This window comes from Sphingobacterium sp. lm-10 (assembly GCF_023554555.1).
Classification (GTDB): domain Bacteria; phylum Bacteroidota; class Bacteroidia; order Sphingobacteriales; family Sphingobacteriaceae; genus Sphingobacterium.
Window position 1 is genome coordinate 1,179,665 of the sequence record NZ_JAMJWC010000001.1, and the last position, 17,759, is coordinate 1,197,423.

Annotated in this window: 11 protein-coding genes; 6 read left to right on the forward strand and 5 right to left on the reverse strand. The window is 45.2% G+C overall.

Annotated elements, in window-relative coordinates:
* Positions 1–59 precede the first annotated feature (59 nt).
* Together M8998_RS04670 and M8998_RS04675 are read left to right on the forward strand one after the other, a co-directional pair.
* Entirely contained in the window at positions 60–1,151 is a 1,092-nt protein-coding gene (locus M8998_RS04670) for a metallophosphoesterase (protein ID WP_249990965.1), read from the forward strand.
* 21 nt (positions 1,152–1,172) lie between these two features.
* Positions 1,173–2,246 carry a phytase gene (locus M8998_RS04675; RefSeq protein WP_249990966.1) on the forward strand — a complete coding sequence of 358 codons (1,074 nt, stop codon included), beginning with the start codon at positions 1,173–1,175 and terminating at the stop codon, positions 2,244–2,246.
* A 73-nt stretch (positions 2,247–2,319) separates the two neighbouring features.
* Here M8998_RS04675 and M8998_RS04680 read toward each other — a convergent pair whose 3' ends face one another.
* Positions 2,320–3,360 (reverse strand): S41 family peptidase, encoded by a 1,041-nt coding sequence (locus tag M8998_RS04680; RefSeq protein WP_249990967.1) that lies wholly within the window; start codon positions 3,358–3,360, stop codon positions 2,320–2,322.
* Between the two features lie 205 nt (positions 3,361–3,565).
* On the opposite strand from M8998_RS04680, the gene M8998_RS04685 reads away from it, so the two are divergent.
* The 4 genes from M8998_RS04685 to mgtA all read left to right on the forward strand — a co-directional run bounded on the left by M8998_RS04685 (position 3,566) and on the right by mgtA (position 9,337).
* Positions 3,566–4,246 (forward strand): response regulator transcription factor, encoded by a 681-nt coding sequence (locus M8998_RS04685; protein ID WP_249990968.1) that lies wholly within the window; start codon positions 3,566–3,568, stop codon positions 4,244–4,246.
* Positions 4,246–5,616 carry a sensor histidine kinase gene (locus M8998_RS04690; protein WP_249990969.1) on the forward strand — a complete coding sequence of 457 codons (1,371 nt, stop codon included), beginning with the start codon at positions 4,246–4,248 and terminating at the stop codon, positions 5,614–5,616. The genes M8998_RS04685 and M8998_RS04690 overlap by 1 nt, the downstream gene beginning before the upstream one ends.
* A gap of 297 nt (positions 5,617–5,913) precedes the next feature.
* Positions 5,914–6,579, forward strand: coding sequence for an MgtC/SapB family protein (locus M8998_RS04695; RefSeq protein WP_249992423.1), 666 nt, complete (start codon positions 5,914–5,916; stop codon positions 6,577–6,579).
* Between the two features lie 55 nt (positions 6,580–6,634).
* Positions 6,635–9,337 carry a magnesium-translocating P-type ATPase gene (gene mgtA / locus M8998_RS04700; RefSeq protein ID WP_249990970.1) on the forward strand — a complete coding sequence of 901 codons (2,703 nt, stop codon included), beginning with the start codon at positions 6,635–6,637 and terminating at the stop codon, positions 9,335–9,337.
* 73 nt (positions 9,338–9,410) lie between these two features.
* Here the strand turns inward: mgtA and M8998_RS04705 are convergent, their stop codons facing one another.
* From M8998_RS04705 to M8998_RS04720, 4 genes are read right to left on the reverse strand one after another with little or no spacing between them, the layout of a single operon-like run.
* Positions 9,411–11,621 carry a hypothetical protein gene (locus M8998_RS04705; protein WP_249990971.1) on the reverse strand — a complete coding sequence of 737 codons (2,211 nt, stop codon included), beginning with the start codon at positions 11,619–11,621 and terminating at the stop codon, positions 9,411–9,413.
* 11 nt (positions 11,622–11,632) lie between these two features.
* The gene (locus M8998_RS04710) at positions 11,633–12,463 is read right to left on the reverse strand and encodes a DUF3823 domain-containing protein (protein WP_249990972.1); all 831 of its coding nucleotides are present in this window, start codon (positions 12,461–12,463) and stop codon (positions 11,633–11,635) included.
* Positions 12,464–12,467: 4 nt separating this feature from the next.
* Positions 12,468–14,534 (reverse strand): RagB/SusD family nutrient uptake outer membrane protein, encoded by a 2,067-nt coding sequence (locus M8998_RS04715; protein WP_249990973.1) that lies wholly within the window; start codon positions 14,532–14,534, stop codon positions 12,468–12,470.
* A gap of 27 nt (positions 14,535–14,561) precedes the next feature.
* Positions 14,562–17,738 (reverse strand): SusC/RagA family TonB-linked outer membrane protein, encoded by a 3,177-nt coding sequence (locus M8998_RS04720; RefSeq protein ID WP_249990974.1) that lies wholly within the window; start codon positions 17,736–17,738, stop codon positions 14,562–14,564.
* Between the last annotated feature and the right edge of the window lie 21 nt (positions 17,739–17,759).

The following is a 17,759-nucleotide window of genomic DNA, read 5'->3' on the forward strand; positions in this document are numbered from 1 at the left end:
AATGGAGTTTCGGCTTCATTGCATTCGCGGTAATAAACACATAACACCATCAAAAACAAATGAGAAAATTGATATCTACTATTTTGCTTACGGCTTTTACCCTGCTTGCCTATGCACAGGAAGGCGGTGTCACCCCTTTTGAATACGAAAAACAGACGGGCTATTCGGGTAAAAATATTCCAGGAATGGTCTATCAGGAAGACAGCTTTAATTTTGTCGTGGTCGGCGATTTCGGACGAGTTGGGGATTATTACCAACGCGATGTCGCTCGCGAGATGGGACATGCTACGGTCGTATTGGATGCGGACTTTATTCTTTCCGTCGGCGATAACTTCTACCCGGACGGCGTTGAAAGTACGCGAGATTATCATTGGATATCTTCTTTCGAAGAAATATACAAAGATCCGAGCTTGTACAGAAGCTGGTATGTAGCATTGGGCAATCACGATTACCGTGGCAGTGTACAAGCACAAATCGACTACTCAAAAGTGAGCAGAAGATGGAATATGCCCGATCGATACTACAGCAAAACTTTTGAGCTGAAACATGGAAAAAAATTACAAATGATCGTGATAGACACGAATCCATTTATTAAAAGTTATCACAAAAACCCAGAAAAATACCTGGAAATCACTGAACAAGATACTGCAGCCCAACGTCAGTGGTTGGAGAAAGAGCTCGCAAACACCGACCCATCTATAGCGTGGAAAGTCGTTGTAGGGCATCACCCAATGTATAGCGGTGGCGGACGTAAAGTGTCGACAGATACCAAAGATTTTGAAGCACAATTTGCCGATTTATTTGACAGGTACCAAGTAGATGCCTATATCTGCGGTCACGAGCATGATTTGCAAATCATCAAACCAGAAGGTCGTTATACGACACAATATCTTTCTGGAGCGGGTAGCGAAGTGCGTCAATCGGGCGAACGTGAAGGCACCCTATTTGCTGCTACCGAACCTGGCTTTATGACGTTCTCTGTTGTCGACGATCAGCTTACGGTACATGTGGTGAAGGCAGATTCTACGGGTGGTGAAGTGCTTTACCAACATCACGCATCAAAAGTAAACACTCCGGCCGTCAAGGAAATGGTAGAACAGCCTAAACCGGCCAATAATGTGCGTAAAACCACGAAAAAGAAAAGAAACTAATTGAGCAACTCCACGAAACACATGAAACAACTTATAGCTATTTGCTTAACAGCCGCCTTGATCGCTGCCTGCGGCGATCGGCTCGCCACCGTAGCGCCAAACGCACTGAAGCCCACTATCATCACGGAAGAAACGGCACACGATACCGACGATCCTGCATTTTGGATACACCCAGAAGATCCGACCAAAAGCTTGGTGATCGGAACGGATAAAGAAGTAGGCGGCGGGCTGTACGTTTATGATCTCGAAGGAAAGATCATCAACAAATTTCTCGACATGCAGCGACCTAATAACGTCGACGTGGCGTATGGTCTGGAAATCAACGGCGTCAAGACGGATATTGCAGTGACCACCGAACGTAAAGCGAATACGATCCGTATATTCTCTTTGCCGGACCTGAAGCCTATTGATAATGGGGGCATTCCTATTTTTGAGGGAGAACAGGGTGAAGATGAGCGAGACGGAATGGGTATCGCGTTATACACGGAGAAAGCAGGTGCTGCCGGCAACACGATTTATGCTATCGTTGGCCGCAAGACCGGACCATCCGGTAGCTACTTATGGCAGTATAAATTATCGGCCGATGCACAGGGCATCGTTCACGGGGAAGTCGTTCGGAAATTTGGCACCTATAGCGGTAACAAAGAAATTGAAGCCATAGCCGTAGATAATGAATTGGGTTATGTATACTACTCCGATGAGACTGCAGGCGTGCGTAAATACTATGCAAACCCCAATCAGGGGAATGAAGAATTAGCTTTCTTTGGTCAAGAAGATGCGTTACGCGACCACGAAGGGATTGCGATCTATAAAAAAGAAGGCGATGCGGGATACATACTGGTATCTGATCAGCAGAATAATTCTTTCCTGGTGTACGACAGAGCGGGCACCGATGGGAATCCTCATATGCATACCCTATTGGCAGAAATTCCAGTTTCTGCGATAGAGTGCGATGGCGCAGATGCCGTTAACATGAATCTGGGACCAAAATTTCCGGAAGGCATGCTGGTCGCCATGAGTAATGGTCGGGTATTCCATTACTACGACTGGCGTATCGTCCAACAATGGATTGATGAGCATCCAATCAAGAAGTAAACTATTCGCTGATCTGAAAGCGGCTCTTTTTAAAAGAGCCGCTTCTAATTTTTTAGCTTAATAAGCGAATACACTAAGCTCCCTCCTCGAACCAGGCTATCGCGGCTTTTACCTTGGCATCCTCCGCTAGAGATTCAAAATTATCTCCTCCTTTTATATATACGTCAGGCGTAACGGAGCCTTCATATACTATCCCTTCCCTATCCTTAACAAGCCCCGCGGCAAAGTTTAATGAGGCGCCATTACTAAACCGAATCAATCTGGTGATATTAGACGAATAGCGACTCGTTTCTTCACCAAAGAATCGGACATTGTCTAACCCTTTTAAGGCCATTGCTGTCTGAGAAGAGGCACTACCATTTAGTGGGCCAATCAGCACTGCAATTTTTTGCTTATTAAAACTACACCGGTTTGCCGTTTTTCCGAGATAGGTATCACCCTCGTAGAGTTGGCCGTCGATCAGTTGGTAGGTAGATTCTGTTCCATTTCCCCAAACCACATCAAACACCTTTCCATCACCAATCAAGACGCTTATGCTATTTAACAAGAGCGGCATATTACCTCCCATACTCAGTCGTAAATCCAGAATTAATCCGTTTAGGTTATGCGATTCTAAGGCGCAGATGGTATCTTGAATCTGTTGGGCCATACCAGAAATAAAGTCTACCGCCTTTGTATGATCAGAAAAAGCTTCCATTGGAATTTGCGGAGACGGAATAGACACGTACCCATATTGATTAGCGATTAGAGTCGATCGAAAAGCAAATGCTTCATCGTAAGCAAACTTCAAGAGCACGGTATCTGTCTCAGCATCGTCTGGTCTGTCAGACAAAAATATATGATGATCTCGCATAAGCATACCATGATGATCTCCTATATCCGTTAACATCTGTTGCACCAAAGGCGCAATAGCACCCTTAAAATCATTAATATTAACGGAATCGCGACGTCGCTTGTAAAGCTCTTTGTCGAACTTATCTTTATAAATGGACTCAGTCCCCAATAAATGAATAATGGAATCCAACATAACACGTTGCTGCGCCATACAGCTGTTACCTGTAGAAAACGTAAAGAGCAATAACGCCGCTAGCTTGAACACAAAGTTCTTGTTCATTTAAAGAAATCTATTTAGGATGAAATAATAATTTGTCACAATAATACGAAAATATTAGTAATAGTATTTGTACATCATGGATACGCGTTATTATCCTATTGTGATCACATGAATGCTAAAACAGAAATTTTCTTAAAACATAAAAATTCATCATCATAGTTCTATTTTAGCATAATTTGGCGATTCTTATATTTAAATTTACAATATGAATATCCTGATTATAGAAGATGACCTTCGTGTGGCCGAGCTCCTACAACGAGGCCTCGCAGAGCAGAGCTTTGTGCCGGCAATTGCTTATGATGGACACTCAGGCGTAAAACTTGCTCTCCAAAACGATTACGATTTGATCATTACGGATATAATTCTACCCAAATTAGACGGTATTGATCTTTGCAGACAAATACGCCAGACAAAACCAGATATACCAATTATCATGCTTACTGCCTTGGGTACGACCGATGACAAAATAGAAGGTTTCGATGCGGGTGCAGATGATTATTTAGTCAAACCATTTGAAATGAGGGAATTGTTTGTGCGGATACGAGCATTACTCAAACGAAATTCAAGAGTAGTGAATCAAGTGGGTTTTGTAATACGTTATGCAGATCTGGAAATGAACCTGAATACAAAAAGGGTTAAAAGAGGTAATCAGGAAATCAGTTTGACACCCAAAGAATTCAAGTTGCTGGAGTACATGATGCTCAATCCCGAAAGAGTACTTTCTCGTGTAGAGATTGCCGAAAAAGTCTGGGATACCCATTTTGATACAGGAACCAATTTCATGAATGTTTACATCAACTATCTGAGAAAGAAGATAGATCGGGAATTTGAACAAAAATTGATTCATACCAAGTCTGGTATGGGATTCATGCTAAATCTCGAATAATGCAGATCAGAACGAAGCTTACCATACTGTTTACTATTATCACAGCCACTATCCTACTGGCATTTGCTTTTGTTATTTATTATTCTGCGAAAGAAAGTAGAAGAAAAGAATTCAATACACTCTTGAGTAAAGAGGCATACACAAAAGCCAATGTCTTTCTTAAAGCGAAAGTTGATAGAGAAACTTTACAGGAAATCTATCGAAATAACCGAAAGATCTTAAATGAGGTAGAGGTGGCCATATACGACACCGATTTTAACCTTATCTATCATGATGCTGTTGACATCGATTTCGTTAAGGAAACAGCGAATATGTTAGCAAACATCCGTACAAAAGGAGAAATTAGTTTTTATCAGGATGACTGGCAGGTTGTCGGCCTTCTTTACACTTACGAAGGACAACAATACATCATTACGGCTGCTGCGTATGATCAATATGGTTACAGTAAGCTTGACAACCTACTTAAGACGATTATATCAGTATTTATTATTTCGATGTTAGTGCTCTACTTCGCGGGTAGGTTATTTTCAAGAAAAGCTTTTGAACCCATAAAACAGATGACAGATAGGGCAAGCGATATTTCCGCTACCAATTTGGACTTACGTTTGGATACTCATGGTGATAAAGACGAACTATCAAAATTAGCAAGCACATTCAACGAAATGTTGGAGCGATTGGAAAAATCATTTGATGCGCAAAAGCATTTTGTTTCCAATATTTCCCACGAATTACGCACACCTCTGGCAGCCATTATAGCTGAGTTGGAACTTTCAACTAATAAGGATCGCGCTTTAGCAGACTATAAAAGTGCAGTGATTAAAGCCCTAGACGACGCAAAAAAAATCGCCCGCTTGTCCAACAGTTTACTAGACTTGGCAAAGGCTAGCTATGACCCCTCAGAAATTTCCTTTAAACCGGTGCGTATAGATGAAGTATTGCTGGATGCTCGTCAGCAGATCCAGAAGATAAACCCTAATTATAAAATTGATATTCACTTCGAAAATGACTTTGAAAATGATGATCATATTCTGGTTAACGGAAATGAGTATCTTTTGAAAGTGGCATTTGCCAATCTGTTTGATAATGGCTGTAAATTTTCAACCGACAAACAAAGCACTGTTTCTATCTATTTTGGTCAAGGAAAAATCATACTACGTTTCTCGGACAAGGGCATTGGCATTGCCGACGATGAGCTGGATAAAATTTTCAGCCCATTTTATCGCGGGAAAAACAGAACATTTACTGATGGCAACGGCATCGGACTTTCCCTCACACAAAAGATTGTAAGTTTACACAAAGGAATTCTTTCGGTTACCTCTGTAAAAAATGAAGAAACAACTTTTGTGATAGAGTTGTCAAGCATGGCCTAGACGAGCTGTTGCGGACCTATTTAAAGACTTCAACAAAAGAGCCAACACTCCCTGGATATCGTGCACTGATGGGGTATAATGCTATTCCTATCTATACCAATACGATCAACTTTTCCGTAGAATTGATCACCTCACGAATGAATAACTCCTCACCTCTCTAATAAAATTCTAATGTTTTTCTGTCGGTATGCTAACGATGGTTGCTGACTGTAATTTGGAACTTTGCATTGCATAATAAATACAAGGGCGATGTTAGCGTTAACTATTACAGATTTTTCATTGCGCCTGATTACAGGGATGTTGCTTGGATCTGCTGTTGGAATGGAGAGACATTGGCGACAAAAAAGTGCGGGGTTACGAACCAACACTCTTGTGTCATTAGGTGCAACTGCGTTTATACTATTATCTATTGAAATCGGTGGCGATTCTACTGGAAGAATTGCGTCCTACATCGTCAGTGGAATTGGCTTTCTTGGAGCCGGTGTCATCATGAAAGATGGTCTTAATGTTTCGGGGCTAAATACTGCCGCGACAATATGGTGTTCGGCAGCTGTAGGAGCGTTAAGCGGGATGGGAAAGTTTTCGCAGGCCGCCTTAGTCGCTATCGTCATTATGCTAACGCATATTGTACTACGGCCTGTTGGTATTTGGCTCAACAGATTATCATTTGTCAAATCGCCTAATGTACCTACTGAATATCTTTTTATCATAAAGTGTAGACCTGAAGTAGAAAATGCCATCCGCATACTATTAATGCAAATGTTGGGTGATGAGGAAAAAGTATTGCTCAGGTCTTTAAGTAGCGATGATGCAGAAGAAGGCAAACAGACGCTAATAGCGGCAGAGATAAAGGCACTGTCTCCACAGGATAGTTTCATGGAGCGGATCGCCAGTCGGCTTACAATAGAAGATAAAGTATCCAAAGTTAGCTGGCAGATCATCGGAACTGAGTCCGAGTTATGATTAATTCATAGATAACATTTGTATAAATCAATTAACACATAAAAATAATAAAGACATGGGAAAACTAAAATCCAAAATCAGAAACACCTTTTCTGCTAACATGTCGAATGGGATGCATGCAGACAGCACCGTAAAACTTAAAAATGCCTCCCGGCAGGACGATAAGTATGTATATGCTATGCTGGAAACAAGTCTGGACGGGATCACCGCGATCACTGCCCACGACAGGAGAGCTAAATTTGGGTCCAACGAAATACAGCACCAGAAAGCCCCAAAGTGGTATCTGCAATTCGTTAAAGCCTTTGCAAATCCGTTTATCTACATACTTTTAGTAATAGCGGGAGTATCATTTATTGTAGACGTTTGGCTGCCTGCTAAGGAAGATCAGGACTTCAAGACGGTCGCCGTAGTAGGTTTTATGATTCTTATCAGTGGATTATTGCGATTTATCCAGGAATATAGGAGTAATGCCGCAGCGGAAAAATTAAAAGGCATGGTAACTACTACCGCTACCGTACAACGAAAATTCGAACCCAAAAAAGAGGTATCAATCATTGATCTTGTACCTGGCGACATCGTATTTTTATCTGCCGGAGATATGGTACCTGCAGACTGCCGTATATTGCAAGGAAAGGATCTTTTTGTCAGTGAAAGCATGCTCACTGGAGAGGCATTGCCTGTAGAAAAGAATTACCTACCAATCCGTGATGCTGATATAAAGACAGTACTGGAACTCTACAATATCTGTTTTATGGGAACCAATGTAGTAAGCGGATCGGCCACGGTGGTCGTAGTCAACACAGGCCGCTCCACTTATTTTGGCAACATCAGCAAATCTATCACAGGCGAACGACCAGAAACCAGTTTCGATCAAGGGATAAACAAAATCAGTTTTTTGCTAATCCGCTTTATGTTGGTTATGGTGCCTATCATTTTCCTTGTAAATGGAGTAATCAAAGGAGATTGGTGGGAGGCGCTTCTATTTGCTATTGCGGTGGCGGTAGGGCTGACGCCAGAAATGCTTCCAATGATTGTTACAGCTAATTTGGCAAAAGGTGCTGTCAATATGAGCAAGCGCAAGGTCATTGTGAAGAGGTTAAATTCTATTCAGAACATAGGCGCTATGGATATACTTTGTAGTGATAAAACAGGAACACTCACTATGGATAAGATTGTCTTGGAAAAGCATCTGAATGTGTTTGGAATAGAGGACGATGAGGTACTGAAATGGGCATACCTGAATAGTTTTCATCAGACAGGACTTAAAAATCTTATGGATAAAGCAGTACTGGAACACGTAGAGCTCCATGATTACCTAAACGTAGATGAGCAATACGTCAAAGTGGATGAGATTCCATTTGATTTTCAACGCCGCCGAATGTCTGTTATCCTTAAAAAAAACAATGGTAAACACCTGCTAATCTGCAAGGGTGCGGTAGAGGAAATGTTGGAACTATGTGACAGCACATTCGATCCAGGCGAAGACCGAAGCCTTCATATCGAAAATGACAATGCCGTTTCGATGGACGAAACCATGAAAAAAATTGTAATGAAAACATCTCGGAAAATGAATGAGCAAGGACTTCGTGTGTTGTTAGTTGCCATTCGTGAATTTGATGCGTCGCATCCATTGACCTATAGCTTAAATGACGAGAATAATCTTACGTTAACAGGTTTTATCGGCTTCTTAGACCCCGCCAAGCCGTCAGCGCAACCTGCTATTGAAGCACTTCAAAAACTTGGTGTTGGCATCAAAATATTAACAGGAGATAATGAGATCGTCACCAAAAAAATATGTGCTGATGTGGGGATTCCCATCAATCAGATCATCAATGGAGCAGAACTTGAATCCATGTCTGAGCAAACATTAGCAGAACAGATCGAAACAGTTTCGGTATTTGCAAAATTGAATCCATTACAAAAGGTACGTGTGGTGAAAGCGTTGCGTGGCAAAGGCCATACGGTTGGCTTTATGGGAGATGGAATTAACGATGCCGCTGCCCTTAAAGAGTCGGATGTTGGTATTAGCGTGGATACCGCTGTAGATATAGCAAAGGAAAGTGCCGACATCATTCTGCTGGAAAAGGATTTAATGGTACTTCGAAAAGGCGTTATCTATGGACGGAGAACTTTCGGTAATATCATTAAATATATCAAAATGACGGCTAGCAGCAATTTTGGAAATATGTTTAGTATGCTTGGAGCAAGTGCTTTTTTACCCTTCTTGCCCATGCTCCCTGTACACCTACTTATTCAAAACCTGCTGTATGATATTTCCCAAATCTCTATTCCTTGGGATAGCATGGATCGCGAATTTCTGGAAAAACCAAAAAAATGGGATGCTGGTGGTGTTGCTAAATTCATGTTGTACATAGGCCCAATAAGCTCCATATTCGACTTTATCACCTTTGCAGTTTTGTACTTTGTTTTCAAGGCAAACAGTCCGGAGCAGCAAGGTCTTTTTCAAAGTGGTTGGTTTGTTGAAGGGCTGTTGTCCCAAACGCTTATCATTCATATGATTCGTACACGCAAGATACCCTTTGTACAAAGCTGGGCAGCAGCCCCAGTGGTGGCACTCACATCCCTAATTATGCTTATCGGTGTCGCACTACCTTTTTCTCCTTTTGCAGAATCACTTCATATGCAATCTCTACCCTTGGCTTACTTCCCTTGGTTAGTTGTCATATTGGTTGGATACTGTCTGCTTACCCAACTGGTTAAAAATTGGTTTATTCAAAAATTCAACACTTGGCTCTAAATGAAATTTTTGGATAAAAAAGCCGATCTCCTCTCGAAGACCGGCTTACCAACACAAATTATAGCAAACGATGCTACCACAAAAAATTCACTTCTACCCCATCGGGGTTATTCTCAAACCCTAATAAATAGGTGCTCGAACCAGCATCCCAATTCTCCGCTGCGAAAACCTCTCGCTTGTTCACGAGCACGCTTTTTGGCTTAGCGGGCAGCAAAACCCGGGAGATATTATCGGTATCTATCGGACTTTTGGCGATATAGCTATATCGCCCAGCCAGTACTAGCTCGTCGCTCACGCGGCTCGCTCCCGCCAGTACCTGTGGTCTTTTTTTATCTTTTACCTGATCGACATTCAAGAAATAGCCTTGCTCGCCCGGTGCAATCTCGCGAGATGTATGCACCGGAAGAGTCGGATCAAACAGGTCTATTAATTGTCCTTTAATCGTGTAAGCTTCCTCTCCTTGCCCCTCATCTACTACCGCGACCAATTCATAGGCGCCGCGTTGCAGGTAAAAATGATTTTTATACTGCAGGGTATCCTTGGCCGCCTCCGTATAGCGTGTCTCTACCGCATCCAAAAGGGGCTGGCTTTGTCCTGCCGACAACACGTACTCCTTTGGATCGTGACGCAAGATGTGAAGCGTGCCTTTTCCATAGACATACGCACCTTCTTCGGCTCCGGCGGACACGCCCATCTGTTCGAAGAGGTGATCCGCTGGCGCCTTGTAGTCCTTCCCTTCCGTATTCCACCATTCTTGCACCGTTTGAAACGGATCATTATCCCGGCCACTGTACACCAACTGTCCACCTGCTTTCACCCATTCTGCCAGCTGCTCATGCGCTACAGCATCCAGGGGTTTCATATTGGCGTAAGTCATTAACAATACTTTGGTGTCTGCTAAAGCTGCTGGATAGCCTAAATTTTCGATATGTACCGTTTTGATAGGTACGCCACGTTTCACAAAAGGCAGCGTGAGTCCATAAAAATTGGCTAACTGCGGATCGTCATATCCGGCGTGTACCGGAAAGCGCTGAAACATCAGCGAGTTGCCCATCAATACCGACACCCCTGCACTACCCGATAAGGTGTTATCACTCGTCGGCATATCATTCAGCGAGTTGACCATCACCTGCATTTGTGTAGCATATGGCCTTGGAATCTTTGCTTTTTCTTCGCTATTGGCAGAAACACGATATAAACCTTCATAAATACGTTCCGGCCAAGGCATAATCTCGTAATCGGCGATTTGAGGATAGAGCAATTGCGCGGTAAACGTGGCCTGATAGTTCCGCTTGTAGTCGTCCCAATCTTTCGCCCGATCTTCAATCGGATCCGTTAGGAAGAACATCTTTCTCCCCGTCGGTGCTGTCATGGACTCCATCGAGCCGTATTCCAGGTAGGCGGTTTCAAACACGCGCTCCCGCTCCTTTCCTTCAAAAAAGTTCGGCTCGCGCGAGGTACCCGTCCACACTTGGGCGATGTATCCGTCCACGACAGGCAGGGACGCCAGCGCCGCTTCGGGCGACACAATCATCCACTGCGAATAATTGACGAGCGAATGCGTCGGTACGTAACATTTTACATCCATGCCCTTAGACTTTCCGTATGCTTTGGCATAGGTAAAGACCTTATCCAAGGCATTGTAATAGAGCCAGTATTTGAGCTTATTGGCGAGATAGGTATTCTCGGGCGACTCGTGCTGCGGACGCCAGTCGAAGCCGTAATATTTCTTCCACTCCCGCTTAAAGGCATCGCTGTACCCCGCTCTTGCCCAGAACTCGGGTTCTTCCAGAAAGATCGCATCAATCCCGGCGTCGATCACCGGCTTGATATGCTCCTCATTCAAGTATTTAATAAAGTTATCCGTAGGCACAAGATAAGGCACCATATGGCCATGCCAAAGTGTATCCTGTTTTTCGGTGACCTGGCCTTCATCCAAATGCATCTGTCCGTCCCAGGCTCCCGTAAAATAATCCTGATACTCTCCCCAGGCAATGCCTGTCATAAAGTGAATGGTATAGCCTCTATCCTTCCAAGACTTTACCCGATCTGGAAAAGGCCATTTCTTCCGCTTGTCGGACGGATTTCCTTTTACACCATAGATCATCACCGCATCGGCGCGGTTATCGATCGTGGGGCGCCATTCACTGGACGTCTGAAAGGTGGTTTTCACTTTGTCGGGCTTTTGCTGTTGAGCCGATAAGGCACAGGTTGCCGCGAGATATATTCCACAGCTGAGGTAGAATGGTTTCCAGCGCATTAGGGTATGTCTTCTATGCATCATTCCTTGAATTTTTAATTGACTAGCACCTCTTTAGCGGCATTGTAGTTCCAGCGGCGTACACCACTTCCTACCGGCGTATCAAAATTGATACGCGCTGCTGCACGTACGAAGACAGTTCTGCCGGCGGGAATCACTCCATTGGACACCAACGTAATCGTCTGGCCGAATAAGGGATCGAAAGAGCTACCGGCATAATCCATACGGCTAGACCAGCGCTCATCCCGGGCACGGTAACCAATGCTGGAAGAATAACTCACGAAAAGCTGGATATCCGTCATGTTTAATAGATTGTCATTATAATTTCCCATGGGCTCCACCTTGGCCCGGAAGTCGGCAGAACTAACCCCCCTGGTTACCCGTACCTGGGCGGTAATTTTCCCATTTTGCACGGTCGGCTCGCCCACCCATTCTATATGCAGAAATGGCTGTACCTTAAAAGGCACATCGTGGCTATTTTCGAGATCCATCACGATGCTCTCATCCGCCAGAATATTACCATCCCGATCGCGACGTTGTAGCGGAATAAAAGGCCCGTCCACGGTGATGTGGTAATTTCCCTTGAATACCTTGGTGTTCTGAAAGTTTCCCCCGGGCATGCAATAGAAATCCGGATTATGCTCGACATTATCGCCCCAACTTAATTCCGTTAGCCGCACTCGGATGCCTTCCGAACCTTGATCCGTGAGCACCGGCTTTCCTGTCAACACATCTGTCACCTGCCCGGTGATCGTCACATCGGGTGCATCGTAGTTGTCGAGTTCGAAAAAGCTGCAAGCGCTATTGCTGAGCCCAAGTACTAGTAGGGCAAGTCCTATTAATGGTTTTATGATTAGCTGTTTCATCGGATTATCGGTTAGGTTGTTGATCGATCAAAGGGCTTTTAGCGACTTCGCCGCCCGGAATCGAAAAATAGTAGTCTATAGGCTGGTAGCCAAACGTCTTGGAAGATACCCATTGGAAACGCGTATCAAAAAAGTACTTGCCTTCGGCCGTCGAAAAGAATGGATACAAGCCACGGAAGCGGTAGTTCTCGTTATTGCTATAAAAGTTCTTGTCGCGTACTTCGCCCCAGAAACCGTCACGTCCTTCGTAATGATTTACGCGCCAGCGGCGGATGTCCCATTTGGATTTGTGCTCAAAAGCCAGTTCTTTGCGGCGCTCTTTACGCACGATGTCGCGACTCGCATTATCCGCGCTCAGATTCACCGCCAGTAAACTGGCACCGGCACGTTCCCGGATTTGGTTGATGCTTTCCGTCGCGACCTGTAACATGCTGCTACCATCCGGCGATGCTTCTCCCGCCATTTCCAGCTCTATCGCCGCTTCTGCTGCTGTCAGCAATATTTCGGCGTAACGCATCAGGATAAAAGGCTGAGCAGATTTTCCCTCCCCAGTTTCGATATTGGTGGTGGTTTGCAACCATTTGCGTACGTATAGTCCAGTAAGCGTCGCTTCCCCGTTATCGAAAAAAGGCCCATCCTGTCCTGCAGCCGTCAGACTACGTCCTTGGTATTGCACCACTTGCTGCCCGTTGCCTTCGCGTGGACTGAGGTATAGGGATTTGTTGTTGCCATTAAAAATGGAAAGGTTTTGATACCGCTCGTCGGCCGTGTTATACGCATAGTTAGTAAAGAAAGGCTGTATAGGCGACTCTCCGGTATATACCCCTGCGCGCACTTCGATCTGACGCGAACGGAATTGATCAAACGGAAAAATAACGTAAGCGCGCAACCGTGGTTCCGCATTTTCAAAAAACTGCATCGGGTTATCATACAGCACATACTCGCCCGACGCATTGCTTGTACCTGTCGTGACGCGTATTTTGCCGTCTGGATAACGGGGGAAGCCTTCAAATAGCTCGACGAAATCCAATGTCGGACAGGTTCCCGCGGAAAGTGGCGCGCGAAACGAGAATGGCATGTTATAGGCATCAAAAGCATGGGTGAGCGTTGGAAATAGGTAACGCTTCACGTAGATATTTTCCGGACTGCTTAAGTCGGAGAACATGTCGACCATGTTTTGGTACTGCGCTTGTTTGTCGCCCGCCGCCCAACGCCGACGGTATAGGGAATAGCCGCCATCCTGCATCACGCGTCGTGCCGCTTTGTACGACTCCGCAAAGTAGCGTTTGGAAGCCGATTGCCAGCGAGATTCATCAAATCCGATCACGCGTACTTGCGTTTTACGTCCCACACCAGTCAAACGTCCAGACACCGTCTCGTTATACTTGGCCACACTCCCAGCGTATAACATCGCTTGTGCTTTAAAAGCTAAAGCGATGTATTTGCTGGAGTAGCCTTCTTTCGGACTTCTATCTTGCAGCAATTCGATAGCTTGATCAAAATCGGCCAATACTTGATCCCAGGTTTCTTCTTCTGTAGACCGCGCCACTTCGATCTCCGCATCAGCGGCAGGATACTGAATCACTTTCGTGACCAGCGGTATACCGCCAAAGCGCTTGGCCATGGTGTAGAACACGGTAGCACGGATATAATAGGCTTCGCCCAGATAATGGTTGTATAATTCTTCACTAAAATTGGCCTGATATTGTGGCAAGGTTTCGATAAGGTGATTCGCATCGCGAATTAACTCAAAGGCTTGTCCCCAGTACGTCGTCTGCTCGCCGGTAAACGCGGTGGTGATCCCATCTCGGTTTACGGCCTCTCCCGTTCCATCAATGCCAATAGAGTTTAGCCAGCCATTGTATCGAAACCCCCACTGCCCCATATATTTAAAGTCTTCAAACGGCATCTGAGAATACATTCTGGCCATGTAGATATCCGCACTGGCCGGTGTATTAAACAACTCGTTGTCCGTAACGATATTTTTAGGGATAATGTCCAGTTTCACACAGGACTGCATACTACTCAATGTACAGGCCAGTGTCAGTATAATTGGAATAATTCGTTTCATATTCGTTGTTCTTAGGTCTGCGTCAGGTTAAAAATTAAGCGATAAACCCATGGTGTAGGTTTTGTTTAAGGGATACATCCTGCCTAAGTCGCTATCCGGGTGCTCTGGATCGACAAATTTTACGGCCGTGATGGTAAACACATTATAGGTATTGGCGAAGACACGCAAACGCATATTCGGATAGCGGGCGAAAGCCGGCAAGGTATAGCCCAGCTCCAGACTTTTGAGTCTTAAATACGCGGTACTCACCCGATTGAATTCCGAATTTGGTCGCGGATACCGCCCCGTATAACCATAATGCCCCTGCACCCACTCAATGGATGGATCATAAGGATCTGCCGTAGGATCTACCGGATGCCAACGATCCAAAAACTGCGTTAATGTACCGCCGCCATTGGTGCCCCAAATGGCATACAAGGGCTCCTGATATTGCATAGATCCAAGCGCCGAACCTTGGAAAAGCATCGCTAAATCGAAATGCTTGTAGCTGGCTTGCATATTCATGCTAAAGTTCATCCAAGGCGTTTGATCGAAGGCAAAAGGGTGCTCGTCCAGACCACTGATCTCGCCATCCCCATTCCAATCCAAGTATTTGTAGTCTCCCGGAAGCTGATCGCGTTCCGTATAGATAGGATATCGGCGGATGTCGTTCCAATCCATAAATCGGCCATCGGCCACGTAACCAAACTGCTGTCCTTGAAAACGCTCGTTCAAATTATCGCTCCGCCATTTGTCATACGAATTACGGTACGGGCCATTTTGAGCCCCAAACAAGTATTTGTTACGCGTAATAGTGGCGATGGCCTTCAGACTGTACCCAAAATCACCCAATTGATTGCGATGGCGGATTTCCAAATCCAATCCAAAGTGTTGATCACTATTGACATTTTCCAATGGCGCCGTCATCCCGATTACGGTCGGGAAATCACCGGTACGACGCTCAAATAAGCCACTTCTTCGGCGATCAAAGTAATCCAGTGTAAATCCGAATTTGCCATTCCAGGCGTCCATATCCACGCCGATATTGAAGGTTCTAGCTTGATACCAAGTCAATTGGCGATTAGCAATCGCTTTACGAGAAACGCCTGTAATGTACTGATCACCGAATAGGTAGCCTGGCGCGTACTGATTGTAATAGCCATTTTCTGCATTGCCACTCGTTGCCGGATAATTATAACCCGCAATCCAACCAAAATCCCAGTCTCCGGCTAAGTCATCTCCCAACAATCCATAACTCGCACGCACTTTAAACTGATCAATAAACTTTAAGCCATCGGCTGCCTTAAAGAACGGTTCTTCCGAAATCCGCCAAGCGGCCGATCCCGATGGGAAGAATCCCCACTGATTTTCTTTAGCAAAACGGGAGGAACCATCGTAACGAAATTGCCCTTCCAGAATATACCGATCACGAAAACTGTAATTTAACCGGCCAAAGGCCGCTTGCTTCGCCTCGTTATAGTAATCGGTGATGCCGCCCGACATACCCGTCATCTGCCCATCTTCGACGCCAGTCAATAAAATATCCGAACCAAAGGCCAGATTTTTCATCCCGAAAAAGTTGTCGCCATCATTCTTTTGTGTTTCCCAACCTAATAGTGAATTGATTGTATGGCCATTCCCAAAGGAACGTTCAAAATTCACGGTAAACTGACTGAGGATTTGCTGTTTCTCATAGAATTCCCGACGCATCCGGTTTGGACTGCTGAGGTCAAATAATTTCTGATTGTAGCTGCCGCTAATGGGGTCTAATGCATATTGGTAGTATTCCCGACGGAACATGCTGTTGTTATCGCCCCGGTAATCGTACGACAATAATCCCCTGGCGGTCAACCCGCGTAAGGATTCGGATAGGGTACCGAAATCATAATTTAATGCGGCCGAAGACTGAAAGGTCTTCATTTTATATTTCCGGTAACCGGAAATGTCTGAATAGATCATCGGAACGGTATTTTGCTCCAGCCCTATCCCCTCATAATTGATTAACGTGCCTTCTGGATCGGCAAATGCCGGAAATAGCATACCCTGCCCCCAATAGTTCCGGATAATATCTACTGCACTCGCGTACGGATTATTCTGCACGTCGGACATCCCGGCCAGATTTAGTTCCAGCTTGAGGCCTTTCGTAATCTCTGTCGTTAGATTAGAGCGCAGGTTGAACTTATGGTAGTTTAAATCACCGCTACGAAAGAATCCTTCCTGAAAATTATAGCCTGCACCGACGTAATACTGCGTCTTGGCACTACCACCGGAGACACTGATGTCGTGGGCCGTTTGCGGCGATACTTCCGAGAAGATCAGGGAAGTCCAATCAGAAGACCGACGGGTCCCGTTGGCGAAATCCTCAAAATCCTTGTCGGTATATACCCGATTACCCCCATTGATATTATTCATAGAACGCTCATTGTACAGCGTCATAGCTTCAAAAGCGGTCGCCAGAAATGGCATGTTAGAAGGCCGCTGAAAGGTGTATGAGCCATTGTATCCGATAGATACGGCGCCTTCTTTACCTTTGCGTGTCGTGACCAACATCACGCCATTAGCGGAGCGAACTCCGTAAATAGAGGCCGAAGCATCTTTCAGCACTGAAACATCTTCAATATCGTTGGGATTTAACCGTTGGAAATCCTGAATGGATCGCGGTACCCCATCGATAATCACTAATGGCGCCCCCATACCCCGGATATCAAAATTTGCGCGGTAAGCGCCTGGCTCGGCACTCTGTTGCCAAACGCGTACACCGGCAATCCGTCCGGTCAGCATGTTTTGTGGGTTTTCGTTTCGGGTCTGGCGCATTTCAGCACCCTTAACGCCAGATACTGCTCCCGTTAATGTCTGCTTGCGTTGCGTTCCATAGCCTACCACGACGACCTCCTCCACACTTTGGTCTTCCGCTTCCAGTGTGATGTTAATCGTTGTTTCGTTCCCTACGGCCTGCTCCTTGGTGGTATATCCGATCAAGCTGTACTGTAGCACCGCGTTTGGCGGTACACTCAACGTATATCGGCCCTGATTGTCCGTGCTGGTGGCTACCTGAGGAGACGATCCTTTGACGACTACAGAAACACTGGATAAGGGTTGACCTTGTGGGTTGGAAACCAGGCCACGCACGGCATTTTGCGCCAGCAATACGCGCGGCGCAAGCAACGCCAAGAGCAGAAAAATCGGCACCACGATAGCGGTGCACCTGTTAAAGATTACCTTCATTGTTCATTGGTTTATAATTGG

Bases quoted from the DNA above. Each gene is read 5' to 3' on its own strand.
- M8998_RS04670 (WP_249990965.1), top strand. From the start codon at position 60: ATGAGAAAATTGATATCTACTATTTTGCTTACGGCTTTTACCCTGCTT.
- M8998_RS04675 (WP_249990966.1), top strand. From the start codon at position 1,173: ATGAAACAACTTATAGCTATTTGCTTAACAGCCGCCTTGATCGCTGCC.
- M8998_RS04680 (WP_249990967.1), bottom strand. From the start codon at position 3,360: ATGAACAAGAACTTTGTGTTCAAGCTAGCGGCGTTATTGCTCTTTACG.
- M8998_RS04685 (WP_249990968.1), top strand. From the start codon at position 3,566: ATGAATATCCTGATTATAGAAGATGACCTTCGTGTGGCCGAGCTCCTA.
- M8998_RS04690 (WP_249990969.1), top strand. From the start codon at position 4,246: ATGCAGATCAGAACGAAGCTTACCATACTGTTTACTATTATCACAGCC.
- M8998_RS04695 (WP_249992423.1), top strand. From the start codon at position 5,914: ATGTTGCTTGGATCTGCTGTTGGAATGGAGAGACATTGGCGACAAAAA.
- mgtA (WP_249990970.1), top strand. From the start codon at position 6,635: ATGGGAAAACTAAAATCCAAAATCAGAAACACCTTTTCTGCTAACATG.
- M8998_RS04705 (WP_249990971.1), bottom strand. From the start codon at position 11,621: ATGATGCATAGAAGACATACCCTAATGCGCTGGAAACCATTCTACCTC.
- M8998_RS04710 (WP_249990972.1), bottom strand. From the start codon at position 12,463: ATGAAACAGCTAATCATAAAACCATTAATAGGACTTGCCCTACTAGTA.
- M8998_RS04715 (WP_249990973.1), bottom strand. From the start codon at position 14,534: ATGAAACGAATTATTCCAATTATACTGACACTGGCCTGTACATTGAGT.
- M8998_RS04720 (WP_249990974.1), bottom strand. From the start codon at position 17,738: ATGAAGGTAATCTTTAACAGGTGCACCGCTATCGTGGTGCCGATTTTT.